Source organism: Magnetococcus marinus MC-1, assembly GCF_000014865.1.
Classification (GTDB): Bacteria; Pseudomonadota; Magnetococcia; order Magnetococcales; family Magnetococcaceae; genus Magnetococcus; species Magnetococcus marinus.
The window spans coordinates 183,266-197,320 of record NC_008576.1 but is presented as its reverse complement, the minus strand read 5'-3'; the positions used below and the strand labels follow the sequence as shown (position 1 = coordinate 197,320).

The 14,055-nt window shown below is 55.2% G+C and carries 10 protein-coding genes; 8 read left to right on the top strand and 2 right to left on the bottom strand.

Annotation, left to right across the window (positions count from 1 at the left end; genetic code table 11):
- The first annotated feature begins 6 nt into the window (after nt 1-6).
- On the top strand, nt 7-1,089 hold the full coding sequence (locus MMC1_RS00920) for a hypothetical protein (protein ID WP_011711878.1): 1,083 nt from the start codon (nt 7-9) through the stop codon (nt 1,087-1,089).
- A 68-nt stretch (nt 1,090-1,157) separates the two neighbouring features.
- Here the strand turns inward: MMC1_RS00920 and MMC1_RS00915 are convergent, their stop codons facing one another.
- The gene (locus MMC1_RS00915) at nt 1,158-2,468 is read right to left on the bottom strand and encodes an ammonium transporter (protein WP_011711877.1); all 1,311 of its coding nucleotides are present in this window, start codon (nt 2,466-2,468) and stop codon (nt 1,158-1,160) included.
- A gap of 341 nt (nt 2,469-2,809) precedes the next feature.
- On the opposite strand from MMC1_RS00915, the gene pheA reads away from it, so the two are divergent.
- From pheA to rpsA, 5 genes are all read left to right on the top strand, one after another.
- Nucleotides 2,810-3,916, top strand: coding sequence for a prephenate dehydratase (gene pheA, locus MMC1_RS00910; RefSeq protein ID WP_011711876.1), 1,107 nt, complete (start codon nt 2,810-2,812; stop codon nt 3,914-3,916).
- A gap of 9 nt (nt 3,917-3,925) precedes the next feature.
- Nucleotides 3,926-4,819, top strand: a complete 894-nt coding sequence (locus tag MMC1_RS00905; RefSeq protein ID WP_011711875.1) for a prephenate dehydrogenase — start codon at nt 3,926-3,928, stop codon at nt 4,817-4,819.
- Between the two features lie 1,523 nt (nt 4,820-6,342).
- Nucleotides 6,343-7,680 (top strand): 3-phosphoshikimate 1-carboxyvinyltransferase, encoded by a 1,338-nt coding sequence (gene aroA, locus MMC1_RS00895; protein ID WP_011711874.1) that lies wholly within the window; start codon nt 6,343-6,345, stop codon nt 7,678-7,680.
- Complete coding sequence (gene cmk, locus MMC1_RS00890) at nt 7,673-8,350, top strand: (d)CMP kinase (protein WP_011711873.1); 678 nt, start codon at nt 7,673-7,675, stop codon at nt 8,348-8,350. Before aroA ends, cmk begins: the two co-directional genes overlap by 8 nt.
- Before the next feature lie 363 nt (nt 8,351-8,713).
- A complete protein-coding gene (gene rpsA, locus MMC1_RS00885; protein ID WP_011711872.1) occupies nt 8,714-10,426 on the top strand; it encodes a 30S ribosomal protein S1 in 1,713 nt (570 codons plus the stop codon).
- A 223-nt stretch (nt 10,427-10,649) separates the two neighbouring features.
- On the opposite strand, the gene MMC1_RS00880 is transcribed toward rpsA, so the two are convergent.
- Nucleotides 10,650-11,819 carry a glycosyltransferase gene (locus tag MMC1_RS00880; protein WP_011711871.1) on the bottom strand — a complete coding sequence of 390 codons (1,170 nt, stop codon included), beginning with the start codon at nt 11,817-11,819 and terminating at the stop codon, nt 10,650-10,652.
- Nucleotides 11,820-12,126: 307 nt separating this feature from the next.
- Between MMC1_RS00880 and rpiB the strand changes: the two genes are divergently transcribed.
- Both rpiB and glyA read left to right on the top strand, forming a co-directional pair.
- Nucleotides 12,127-12,573 carry a ribose 5-phosphate isomerase B gene (gene rpiB, locus MMC1_RS00875; RefSeq protein ID WP_011711870.1) on the top strand — a complete coding sequence of 149 codons (447 nt, stop codon included), beginning with the start codon at nt 12,127-12,129 and terminating at the stop codon, nt 12,571-12,573.
- 67 nt (nt 12,574-12,640) lie between these two features.
- The gene (gene glyA / locus MMC1_RS00870; protein WP_011711869.1) at nt 12,641-13,909 is read left to right on the top strand and encodes a serine hydroxymethyltransferase; all 1,269 of its coding nucleotides are present in this window, start codon (nt 12,641-12,643) and stop codon (nt 13,907-13,909) included.
- The last annotated feature ends 146 nt before the right edge of the window (nt 13,910-14,055 follow it).

Sequence of the window (14,055 nt, the reverse complement as noted above, 5' to 3'; positions counted from 1 at the left end):
GCTATCATGGCCCGCCCATCTTGGTACAAATATGCGAGCTCCCTTACTTCTCTACTCATTGCCACGTTGCTGATGGTACAACTTTGGAGCCGCTCGGAACAGCTCGAACCCATACCATGGTTGCCCCCTGAGGTTTCGCAAGAGGCTCAACCCAGCCTGCCGCTACAAGTGGTCCAACTACCAGCGCCACCGGTGCAGACGGCAGCCACAGCCCAGCTGCCCACACCAACCGCCGCGCCTACGCTGCCGCAGCAGAGCACCGCCGCGCACCCTCCAATGCCGCCCCTCAAGCCAGAGACAAACCCGGTGGCCCATCCGCTCTTACCCACCGCCATGCTTAACCCCGTTACACCCGTACAAACCATTAAACCGCTCAAGCCCAGCCCGCTGGCCCCGCTGGAGGTTACCGTACAAGCCATGCCGCAGTCCTCACCCTCAGCAGCCCCTTTAGAGATACCCGCTGAGGCACGGCACGCCTTAAAACCGCACCCCAAGCCGGTCACGCAAGAGGCCATGCCGAGGGTTACACCAGAAACCACGCTACAACCGGCCAATCCCACCCCTCAACCCACCGAGGTACAGGTTCAACAAGGGCGGGTGCTGCTTAAACTGCTGGAGCACGGTAAAGGTCCCTCGATAACCTTGCGCTGGCCCAACCAACAGCGGCAAACCCTCTATCGACATATGGTGCAGTGTCGGGGCATGCGCAGTGGTGTCATGGATGCTCAACAGCACATTTTTATGCCAGGGGGTACCCCTGGGGTGGCTTGGTCGATTAATCGGGATCGTTACAGTGGGTTTATGCGCTTAACCAATCAAGTGGAAAACCAGGAACGCCTGCAACTTCAGGAGATCCGCCATTACCATGGGCTGGAGAGCGCCACCACCCCCATACGGCTGTTTCCACGTCGCTTCGATGCGGCGTTACTCGGGGGTTTGCAACACTTGATTGGCCCGACCTACGGCACGGCGCGCAGCATTGAAGCCAACTATCGCTTGCAACAAGGCCGCTTATGGGTTGAGGCGATTAAGGTGGATGGTGGGGCTGTAGCGGGTCAGATTGATTTGAACCTGCACCCTTGTTTGTAGGGGGTAGTAAGGGTAGAAGGTCCATGCAGAGGGGCTGCATGGACCTCTCATTTTATCCTTGAACAGACTTAGAGGTTATAACCCCGTTCGTCATGGTCGACCAAATCAAGGCCCTCGGTCTCTTGATCCCTGCTCACCCGCAGTTGCATCACTTGAGCCAACCCTTTAAAGATTAGCCAAGTGACCACGGCGGTATAGAGCGCCGTCACCCCCACCGCCACCCCTTGGGTGGCAAGTTGCGGTAAAATTTGCGCATTGGAAGCCAAGCCATGGCCCCCAAATAGCGGAGCGGCAAATAGGGCCGTCATGAGTGTACCGATCATACCGCCCACGCCGTGTACGGGAAAGACATCCAGGGAGTCATCTATTTTCCAACGCTGTTTCACCATCATGGTGGCCAGATAGCAGACCACACCAGCAATGAGGCCGATTGCAAAGCCCCCAAAGGGGCTAATGTAACCAGAGGCTGGGGTTACGGTGCCCAAACCAGCCACCATGCCGGTGACAATACCCAATACGCTGGGTTTGCCATGGCGCATCCACTCCATACCCATCCAGGCCAGCGACCCTGCGGCGGCCCCCATGTGGGTCGCCAAAATCGCCCACCCTGCTGAACCATCGGCGGTGAGGGCCGAACCCCCATTAAAACCGAACCAGCCCACCCAAAGCATGGCAGCCCCGGCGTAGGTCATGGTTAGGTTATGGGGAAACATGACGGTTTTTTGAAAACCGTTGCGCGGCCCCAATACCAGGGCCGCCACCAAAGCGGCCACCCCGGCGGTGATGTGTACCACCACACCCCCGGCAAAATCCATCACCCCGGCAGCTTGCATCCAACCGCCACCCCAGACCCAATGACACACTGGAATGTAGACCAACAATAGCCATAGCGCTGTAAAGGGCAGGATGACGGCAAATCGAATGCGTTCGGCAAAACCACCGATCACCAACGCTGGGGTAATAATGGCAAAGGTCATTTGAAAGGCGGCAAACACCCCTTCGGGCAGGCTACCCTTGACGGTATTGTGGGCAACACCTGCAAAAAAGGCTTTTTGCAGTGAACCGATGACACCATTGAGGGGCCCCCCATGCTCAAAGGCCAGACTGTAACCCCCGGCCAACCAGAGCACCGAGACCAAACAGGCGATGGCAAAACACTGCATAAGGATGGAGAGAATGTTTTTAGAGCGCACCAAGCCGCCATAAAACAGGGCCAAGCCGGGCAGGGTCATAAAGAGCACCAAGGCGGTGGTGGTTAAGATCCAGGCGGTATCGGCTTTATCCAACCCCTGTTCGGCGGCCCAAGCCCACGTGGGCGTGATTAAAAGTAGGGCAAATAGAGCGCCGCCCTTAAGGAGATGTGATGAGAAACGCATCATTCTCTTTCCTATGCTGTTTTTTGTGGGTAAGAAGCCTGATATTTAATCACACACCGCCTCAAAAATCGACCCGCTTTTTTTGGTTTTCTCATTGGCTTGTTAATTTTTAATCATGCGTGCGCATTAATTTTTTGCAATTGGCTTTGCAAGACCAATACGACTGTTTTTTATGCACAGGGATCGCTTGGCTGGGCATGATTGAGTGGGGGCGGGTTGTGGAGATTTTAAGGTTGGTAAGGGGTGTATCTTGGCAGGGGTTCCTTGATCCTTTTCAATTTTGGTTATGATTGGCTATCATGGGCCGTTTCTTCTGTCTCAACTGAACAAGTAATGGACCTGCCATGTCCCATGATCCGATAGATCTTAACCCTTCCACATTGGTGGAGCTGCGTGATGGTATTGATGCCATTGATGATCGCATCCATGATCTGCTGATGAAGCGGGCTGAGCTGGTGATGCGGGTGGGGGAGCTTAAGGGCAAGGGGCCGGCGGGTACGCCTTTTTATCGGCCGGAGCGGGAGGCGCAGATCCATCGTCGTTTGGAGGGGCGGCATGGGGGGCCGTTGCCGGTGGAGGCGGTGCATCGGATTTTTCGCGAGATTATTTCGGCTTCGTTAAATTTGGAGAAGCAGCTTTCGGTGGCCTATTTGGGGCCGGAGGCGACTTTTACGCACGAGGCGGCGTTGAAGCAGTTTGGGTCGGCTTTTACGATGTTTTCGACCCGTACGATTACCGAGGTGTTTCACGAGGTAGAGATTGGTCGCGCCAATTTTGGGGTGGTTCCGGTGGAGAATTCGCTGGAGGGGGTGGTGATTCATACATTGGATCGTTTTGTGCGGTCGCCTTTGAATATATGTGGTGAGGTTTTGATGCCGGTGGAGCTTAATTTACTGGCTCGGGGTGGGGTATTGGGTGAGGTACGGGTCATTTACGGTCATTTTAGTGCGTTGGATCAGTGTGCGCAGTGGCTTAGCCACTATTTACCGCAGGTTAAGCGGGTGGAGGTTGCTTCGACGGCGGAGGCGGCGGAGCGGGCTCGGCGGGAGGAGGGGGCGGGGGCGATTTGTGGTCCTTTTGCGGCCAATCGTTATGGATTGGTGGTGATCGCGGAGCATATTGAGGATCAGGCGCGGTTGGAGAATCGTTTTTTGGTGGTGGGTCGGGAGAGTCCGGCCCCTTCGGGTGCGGACAAGACGAGCATTATGGTTTCATTTTTGGATGATCCTGGTTTTTTGCATCGCATTCTTGGGGTCTTTGCGGAGCGAGGCATTAATTTAAGCCGCATTGAGTCGCGGCCTACGCAGGAGCGGGCGTGGGATTATCTTTTTTTTATTGATATGGAGGGGCATCGTCAAGATGAGGGGGTATCTGCTGCGTTGGAGGCGCTGGGGGCGTTATCTGGGGTATCGGTAAAGATTCTTGGCTCATATCCACAACACGCGCTGTAGGAGCGGCTCATGTCTGTTTTGATAAAGCGGCTGACCTTGATTGGGGTTGGGTTGATTGGGGCATCTTTGGCGCAGGCGTTACGCAAGCGTGATTTGGTGGGTGAGATTGTGGGGGTGGATCGGCGTCGGGCGTCGCTGGATTATGCGTTGGAGCAGGGTATTATTGATCGTGTTGAGACGCATGCGGCGCGGGGTGTTGAGGGGGCGACGTTGGTATTGATTGCGACACCGGTTTCGACGATTGTGTCGATGGTGGAGGATTGTGTTGCGGGTTTGGGTAGGGGTGTGGTGGTTACGGATGTGGGTTCGGTGAAGGGGCGCATTGTGGAGCGGTGTGAGGCGTTGATGCCGGAGGGGTGTGCGTTTGTGGGGGGGCATCCTATTGCGGGGCGGGAGCATTCTGGGGTTGAGGCGGCGTTGGCATCGTTATTTGATGGGGCGCGAACGATTTTGACACCGAGTTCGGTTACGCCGCGTTGGGCGTTGGAGTTGGTGACGGAGATGTGGGAGTCGGTGGGTGCGACGGTTGAGAGCATGGAGCCGCATTGGCATGATCAGGTTTTGGCGGCGACGAGTCATTTACCGCATTTGATGGCGTATAATGTGGTGAACACCTTATCGGATTTGGAGGATCATTTACGCACGGAGGTTTTTCGGTATGCGGCGAGTGGTTTTCGGGATTTTACGCGCATTGCGTCGTCGGATCCGACCATGTGGCGGGACATATGTTTAGAGAACAAGGATGCGATTCTTTCCATTTTGGGACGTTTTAAGAGTGATTTGGAGAAGTTGACCAAGCGGGTTGAGGAAGAGGATGCGGATGGATTGTATGGTATATTTGCGCGTTCTAAGGATACCCGTGCGAGGATTTTGCAGGAGAACAAAATTTTGCGTGGGGAGTAGTTAGCACGGGCGGTTATGGTAGAGGGCATATTTGAGTGATCTTGAATGCTTTTATGCCCAGGGAGTTCCATTATTAAAAGGGATTGGGGGGTCTGGGGGGAAGCTCTGCTTGCCCGCCCAGCGGGTGCAGGGCGGCGCCCTGCCGGGTCTGGGCAGCGCCCAGTGGGGTTCGGGGCGAAGCCCTGAGATCTTTTGACTTTTTTAATCTTTTGTAAAGCCCCGTACCGATGGAGCAAGGGTGCAGGGATTTTTTTAAGCGAGCAGGGGTTTTGTAGGGGTGCGGTACGGGGCGTAGGGTAGCGATGTCACGCGCCAGCGTGGCGGGCGGTTGGGCACATGGGCGCTGGGGGGGAAGCCGCGCACGGGCCGATGTGGTAGAGGGCATATTTGAGTGATCTTGAATGCTTTTATGCCCAGGGAGTTCCATTATTAAAAGGGATTGGGGGGTCTGGGGGGAAGCTCTGCTTGCCCGCCCAGCGGGTGCAGGGCGGCGCCCTGCCGGGTCTGGGCGGCGCCCAGTGGGGTTCGGGGCGAAGCCCTGAGATCTTTTGACTTTTTTAATCTTTTGATCTTTTGTAAAGCCCCGTACCGATGGAGCAAGGGTGCAGGGATTTTTTTAAGAGAGCAGGGGTTTTGTAGGGGAGCGGTACGGGGCGTAGGGTAGCGATGTCACGCGCCAGCGTGGCGGGCGGTTGGGCACATGGTGGCTGGAGTAAAAACCTGGGCACACAGCCGCTGGGGGGGAACCTGGGCACACAGCCGCTGGGGGAGTAAAACCGATACATCCCCCAACCACAGCTCAGACCTAACCCCCGCTGGGGCATTGGGCATCCCCTCTGGGCGATCCCTTGAAAAAAGCCTCAAGGGACCCCCCAGAGGGGATTAAAAGGCTGGCTCGCTGGTCGCTTACAGGCCAAAAAAACGGCCTGTAAGCTCCCCTAGCGAAGGGCGAGCCTAAAAGCAAAAAAATCAAAAGATCAAAAGCAAAACCCTGGGGAGAGACAGAGAACTTCTCCCCCCAGACCCCCCTCTAACCTTTTTTTAAGCATAAAAAAATCATACCGTTTTGTGCCAAGCCTGGGGAGAGACAGAGAACTTCTCCCCCCAGACCCCCCTCTAACCTTTTTTTAAGCATAAAAAAATCATACCGTTTTGTGCCAAGCCTGGGGAAAACGCAAAAAAGTCAAAAGATCAAAAGCAAAACCCTGGGGAGAAACAGAGAACTTCTCCCCCCAGACCCCCCTCTAACCTTTTTTTAAGCATAAAAACCCTAACCTTTTACCATTACATTATGTGCATATCCTGTTGATATTTATATTTATTAAATGAAAATCCTGGTGAAAACAGCAAAGAATTTTCCCCCCAGCCCCCCCTTAAAACCTTTTCTTCATCGTCAAAACCATGAAATATGCGGTATCCGGGTGACCACAAAACCCTGGAGAAAAATGACCAATACCCCGATAATTTAATCCATTTCTTCACTAACCCGATCGTAAGATCTTTAAGATACAAAGGCATCTTATATGTCCAGCACCCATCCCGGACGCACCATCCGTAGCGGCGCCACGCAAAACCTCTCCGGCACCATCCGCCCCGCCGCCGATAAATCCATCTCCCACCGCTCCGTGATCTTTGGCGCCCTGGCCGAAGGCGAAACCCACGTTAAAGGCATGCTGGAAGGCGAAGATGTGCTGCGTACCATCACCGCCTTTCGTACCATGGGTATCTCTATCGAACGCTGCAACGAAGGTGAATACCGCATCCAAGGCCAAGGACTCGACGGCCTAAAAGAACCCGATGACGTGCTGGATATGGGTAACTCCGGTACCGCCATGCGCCTGCTGTGCGGCCTGCTGGCCAGCCAACCCTTTCACTCTATCCTCACCGGCGATCACTCCCTACGCAGCCGCCCCATGGGCCGCGTAGTGCAACCCCTAACCAAAATGGGCGCTCGCATCCGTGGCCGCGACGGTGGCCGCCTGGCCCCCCTCGCCATCGAAGGCACTGAACTGGTACCCATTACCTACAATAGCCCCATCGCCTCGGCCCAAGTGAAGTCCGCCATTATCCTGGCCGGACTCAATACCGCCGGCGAAACCACCATCATTGAACCCGCCGTCAGCCGCGACCACACCGAACGTATGCTCATCGCCTTCGGTGCCGAAGTGACCCGCGATGGCAACCAAGTGACCATCGAAGGCTGGCCCAACCTGCAAGGCCAAGAGATCGAAGTGCCCGCCGATATCTCCGCCGCCGCCTTCCCCATGGTGGCCGCCCTTATCACCCCAGGATCTGATATTATCCTGGAAAATGTGGGTATGAACCCAACCCGTACCGGTATTCTCGACCTGCTCCTGGCTATGGGCGGCAATATCCAACGCCTCAACGAACGGGAAGTTGGCGGCGAACCCGTGGCCGACCTACAGGTGCGCTACTCCCAACTCCAAGGCATCGAGATAGACCCCACCGTGGTGCCCCGTGCCATTGATGAGTTCCCCGTGTTTTTTGTAGCCGCCGCCCTCGCCCAAGGCCAAACCCTGGTGCAAGGCGCCGAAGAGCTGCGCGTTAAAGAGAGCGACCGCATCACCGCCATGGCCAACGGTCTTAAAGCCCTAGGTGCCATCATAGAAGAACGCCCCGATGGCGCACTTATTACCGGAAATCCCGACGGTCTGGCCGGTGGGGCCAGCGTAGACTCCTTTACCGACCACCGTATCGCCATGAGCCTGCTGGTGGCCGGCCTGCGCTGTAAAGAGTCCGTATTGGTGCAACGCTGCGATAATATCAATACCTCCTTTCCCAGCTTTTCCCAATTAATGAACAGTCTTGGTTTTCAATTGGAGGATGTCAGCCATGGCTGAACGCCTGCGCATCGCCGTCGATGGCCCCGCCGGTGCCGGTAAAGGTACCGTCTGCCGGGCCGTGGCCAGACGTTACCAATGGGCCTATCTGGATACCGGGGCCATTTACCGGGCCGTGGCCTTACATGCCCTAAATAGCGAGAATTTTGAGGAAACTTCGCTGGCTCAATGGGCCGCTCAGATGGATTTTCGCTTTGAAGTCGATGCCCAAGGTGATGCCCACGCCTTTTTAGAAGGGACCGAAGTCACCAACAAGCTACGGGACGAACAGGTAGGCGAAACCGCCTCCCAGGTCGCGGCCATGCCCGCCGTGCGTACCGCCCTGCTGGATTTTCAACGCAACTACGGTAGCCCCCAAAGCGTCATCCTAGACGGGCGCGATGTGGGCACCGTCGTCCTGCCCGATGCCGACCTGAAAATATATTTGACCGCCTCGCTACAAGCCCGCGCCCAAAGACGTACTTTGGAGTTGCAAGGTAAAGGTGAATCTGTTAGTATGGATCGGATAAAGAGTCGCATAGAAGAACGGGATGCCAGGGATCAAAGCCGGGCTACCGCACCTTTGGCGGCTGCGCCCGATGCCCAAACCGTCGATACCACCTACCTAAGCCAAACGGAAAGTATCGAGACGGTGGCGCGGCTGGTCGCTTCGTTACTGGAAAAGCCGTAACGAAGCCCAAACGAAAAAACCCAGCCCCCGTGGCATACATAGTTGACCTCTCTGGGTATTCTGGATGGGCTTTTGCCCATCAAGCGTGGCACAGATTGGTCAATATCCCAACGGTGTGAATCCCCTCTCTTTTTGGCTTGGTTTTGGGCCGAGGGCGTGTCGTGTAGGGATTGTTTTTAAGCCGAATCATCTGAATGGTGCCGTCCGCACTGAACAGAGGGTTCGGTTTTCGTTGTCTATGAACAGACCGAATGTCAACCCTGGCAGGTTGTCTTTTGGTATTGCTGTTTTAGCCCCCTTGGCATGGGCCAATTGGGCTGGGATCAACCCTAACCGTTTTTTGTATCCGTGAGGTAACCAGTCGTGACTGACGATCTAATTCTTGATGATATTGCCGATGAAGATTTTGAAGCTCTGTTGGAAGAGTCCTTCAGTAAAGGTGTGGGCCGTGAGGGCTCCGTCGTTACCGGGACCATCATCCAGCGGGAAGGTGATGAGTTCATCATCGATGTAGGCTTGAAGTCTGAAGGACGCCTCACGATCCGTGAATTTTATGATGCCGATGGTCAGTTGACCATTGGTGTGGGCGACAGTGTGGATGTGTTTGTGGAGCGCTGCGAAGACCAAAATGGTCTGGCTGTGCTGAGCCGTGAAAAAGCCAAACGCGAAGAGGCATGGGTGCTTCTGGAAGAGGCTTTCAACGATGGCAAAACCGTCGATGGTCGCATCATGGGCAAGGTCAAGGGTGGTTACACCGTGGATCTGGGCGGTCTGGCCGCTTTCCTACCTGGTTCCCAGGTGGATGTGCGTCCCGTTCACGACATCTCCCGTCTGCAAGAAGAGACCCAGCCTTTCGATATTCTCAAAATGGATCGTCGTCGTGGCAATATTGTTGTCTCCCGTCGTACCGTTATCGAGAAGCATCGTGAAAATGCTCGCTCCGCACTGCTGGAGACACTGCACGAAGGTATGGTGCTCGACGGTATTGTTAAGAACATCACCGACTACGGCGCGTTCGTGGATCTGGGTGGTCTTGACGGTCTGCTACACATCACCGACATGTCCTGGAAACGTGTTAAACATCCTTCCGCCGTGGTCAATGTTGGCGATACCGTGACGGTGCAGGTTATCAAGTTTAATTCCGACACGCAGCGTATCTCCCTGGGTATGAAGCAACTGCTGATTGATCCCTGGGAAGGCATTGGGGCCAAATATCCCGCCGGTGCCAAGTTTAGCGGTCATGTCACCAACATCACCGATTACGGCTCGTTTGTTGAGCTGGAGCCCGGCGTTGAGGGTCTGGCCCACGTCTCTGAACTGACCTGGACCAAGAAAAACATTCACCCCTCCAAAATTCTGGAAGTTAACCAGATTGTTGAAGTGATGGTGCTGGATGTGGACGCCGACCGTCGCCGTATCTCCCTGGGTATCAAACAGTGCCAAGAGAACCCCTGGGAAGCCTTTGCCACCAGCCACCCCGTGGGTGCCATGGTTAAAGGCGAGATCAAAAATATCACCGAGTTTGGCCTGTTCGTGGGTCTGGAGGGTGACATTGATGGTCTGGTACACCTCTCTGACATCACCTGGGACACCAATGCTGGTGAAGAGGTGCTGAAAGATTTCCAGAAGGGCCAAGAAGTTGAAGCCATGGTGCTCTCCCTGGATCCCGATAAGGAGCGTATCTCCTTGGGTCTGAAGCAAGCCCAACCCGATGCTTGGGGTCAGTGGGTAGATGCCAATCCCAAGGGTAACGTTGTGATGGGTAAGGTTAAAGAGGTCCTGAGCTCCGGCGTGCTGGTGCAACTGGCCGACGAAGTGGATGGTCACATCCGCAAGGCGGAGTTCTCTCAGGATGACCGTGAGGGTACCAACCTGACACTGGAGACCGAAGTTGAGTGTCGTGTGATGCAGGTTGACCGTCAGAAGCGCAAAATCTCCCTCTCCATCAAAGCGATGGAAGTGCAGCAAGAGCGCGATGCCATTAAAGAGTATGCCAGTGATAGCAGCAGTGCCGCCACCAGCAGCTTGGGTGAGGCGCTCAGCCAAGCGCTGGAAAAGGCCAATGCCGCTGAATAAGCTATGCTCCTGCATATCTGAATAAAAAAAGGCCCATCCTAACCGATGGGCCTTTTTTCAAGGGGTCTCATATGGGCCAACAAAGGCGCCAATCAGCGTGTCATTGCTGGGGCATACGGTTACGCCTCCGGGCTCTTCGCCCCAGAGCCCACGAGGGACTTTGCCCTACGACCCCACCAGAGGCCGCGACCCTGGAGCCGCATCAACCCCCCAAACGCAACCTTCATTGGCCATAGCGATTAAAGCGGTTGATAACCTGCTCCACCCGATTGACCCAACTGTATGGCCTTACTTGGTGCAGAGCCGCCGCCCCCAGTGCCTGCCGCCTTGGTGCATCGGCCAGCAACGCATCCATGGCTGCGGCCAACGCCTCGCCATCATCTGGTGGAACCAGTAGGCCGTTTTTCCCATTCTCAAGTACCTCCCGCAAAATGGGGAAATCCGATGCAATAATGGGCCGACCGGCCGCCATGTATTCAAACAGTTTTAGAGGCGACATCCACTCGGTGGTGGTACAAGCGTTGCCGTAGGGCATGACCAGAACATCCCCTGCCCATAGATAGAGCGGCACCCGTTCATTGGCCACAAAGCCTTCAAAGCGTACGTTTTCCAGCCCCATCTGCGCGGCACGATGCTGCCAGCGCTCCATATCCTTGGCATAACCACCAACAATTAAAAACAGCACCTTGGGTTGCTTGAGTGCCGCACTCAGCAGGGTATCAATGCCGCGTCCCTCGTAGAGGTGCCCCACATAGGTCGCGATGCTCTGATTAAGGGGCAGGCCCAACTGCTGTCGTGCTTCGGCAAGGGTTAGGGCCGGTTCAAAGCGTTCCAAATCCACCCCATCGGGCAGCACCATGATTTTATCGGCGGGCACGCCAAAGGCACGATACCTCTCAGCCAAAGGTTCGGAGATGGTGGTCAAGGCCACTAAATTTGGATGGTCGGCCAGACTCAGCATGGCGTCAGCCTCTTCATTTCGACCAGGTGGGCTGTGGGTTTCCACCACGGTAGGGATACCCAATTTCAGCGTGTATGCCAGCAGGGGATAGGTGCGGGTATAGACCAGATCAACCCGTTTGCGCTTACAACGCCAAGCGGCCAATTGAAAATAGAGCTCACGCAGCCAACGATATTGCGACTGCTCTAAACGGCGCAGGGGATAGGGGATTAGGGTAAAGGGGTGGGTTAGTCCATAAAAGGCCGCCATATTTTCAACGGTTAGGCGGTTGCGATTATGCCACCAGACATTGGTAATAAATTCAAATTGCTCCACGCACTGGGACCAAGCCTGTCCATTTTTAAGCATCTGCATGGCATGGGCCCGTCGATTATCCGGCAGGTCGATGCTGTTGACATAGGCCACGGAAAGAGGGTGTTTGGTAGGCGGCATGGTATTATGACCCTCATTAAAGAAAATGAACCCCAAAGCCATGAGGGTAGCATGTTTGCCCGAGCGGGGGCACGGCCAGCGATGGATCAGCGGCCAAAATGTGCGTCCGCAACATTTTGTACGGAGGGCTCTTGAGCTTCCTGTGTTTTGGTCTTTAAAATCATCTCAGCCCATCACCGTGCCTAAGTTATCCCATTGAAAGATGGTGTAAATCGTTCACGTATGTGATTGTCGATGTTATCTTGGGCTTTTTTCGCTATAATGTGCGGTCTGCAAAACATCTCCTTAACCACGGAGCAGCCTTAACATGCGCATTTTTTTTGCCTGCGACCATGGCGCCAGCGAGCTGAAACAGCACCTTATGGCGTACTTGGCCAAACGGGATCGTGTCGAGCTGGTGGACCTGGGCTGTGATGGAACGACCTCGGTAGACTACCCCGATTATGCCGCTACCCTGTGTAAAGCGGTGCTGGCCAGTGCTGGCGATCGTGGCGTGCTGTTGTGCGGTACCGGCATCGGGATCTCCATTGCCGCCAACCGCTTTGCCGGTATTCGCGCGGCACTCTGCCATGATGCCTACACCGCCCGTCTGTGCCGTGAACATAATGACGCCAACGTGTTGGTGCTGGGTGGTCGTACCACCGGTCCTGCGGTGGCCGAAGAGATGCTCGACCTCTGGCTGGATACCCCCTATGCCGGGGGACGCCATCAGCGCCGACTGGACAAAATTGAATCCAACGCCCGTGAGGTATAAAAACCGGGTTTTACATAGCATACTCAAAACCAACATGCCCTACGTTGTGGGAAGGACCTGATCCATCATGAATACTGCCGACCTGAAAAGCTTCGATCCTGAAGTGCAATCCGCCATTGATGAGGAACTGGGGCGTCAGCGCCATCAGATCGAACTGATCGCTTCGGAAAATATTGTCAGCCCGGCGGTGATGGCCGCTCAGGGCAGCGTCATGACCAATAAGTATGCCGAAGGCTACCCCGCCAAACGCTATTATGGCGGTTGTGAGTTTGTGGATAAGGTGGAGGTACTGGCCATCGAACGGGCCAAGCAGCTCTTTGGTTGCGCCTACGCCAACGTTCAACCCCACTCCGGTTCCCAGGCCAACATGGCAGCCTTTATGGCCATTGCCCCGGCGGGTTCCACCATCCTGGGCATGTCGCTGGCCCATGGTGGACATTTGACCCACGGTGCCAAGGTTAACTTTTCCGGCCAGATCTACAATGCGGTGCAGTATGGCTTGAATGGAGAGTCTGAGCGCATCGACTTTGATCAGGTGCAAGCCTTGGCCATGGAGCATAAACCCGCCATTATCGTTGCGGGTGCCTCGGCCTACAGCCGTATCATTGATTTTGCCAAATTTCGTGAAATCTGCGATGCCGTGGGTGCCAAACTGGTGGTGGATATGGCGCACTTTGCCGGTTTAGTGGCCACCGGCGAACACCCCAGCCCCTTCCCCCATGCCGATATTGTGACCACCACCACCCATAAGACCCTGCGCGGTCCCCGTGGCGGTATGATTTTAACCAACGATGAAGAGCTGGCGAAAAAGATCAACTCCAAGATCTTCCCCGGTATTCAGGGTGGCCCGTTGATGCATGTGATTGCCGCTAAAGCGGTGGCTTTTAAAGAGGCGCTCTCACCTGAATTTAAGATCTACACTCAACAGGTGCGTAAAAATGCTGTCGCCTTGGCTGAGGTATTGGTGGAGGGGGGACTGCGTATCGTCTCCGGCGGGACAGACAACCATCTTATGTTGGTGGATCTTACCAGCCGCGATATCACCGGCAAAGATACGGAACATGCGTTGGAGCGGGCAGGTCTAACCTGTAATAAAAACGCCATCCCCAACGATCCACGCAGTCCTTTCATCACCTCGGGTGTACGCCTTGGTACCCCCGCTGCGACCACCCGTGGATTTGATGAAGAGGCCTTTCGTGCGGTGGGTCGCCTGATCGTGCGGGTGGTGGATGCGGTAGCAGCCAGCGGCGGTGCGGGAGATCCGGCCATTGAGGCTGAGGTGCATAAAGAAGTGGATGCTTTGTGCCAAAAATTCCCAATCTACGCAGACATTTAACAGGGATCTTCATCACATAAGGCGGCGCATTTGGTCTGTTGAATTGGGCTAAATGCGTCCCCTACCCTGAGCCATTCATGGGGTGCTGGGCTGCTGGTTGTATGGATGCCTAGCCATATCTTACCACCGCTTTGTATCATTCCGGT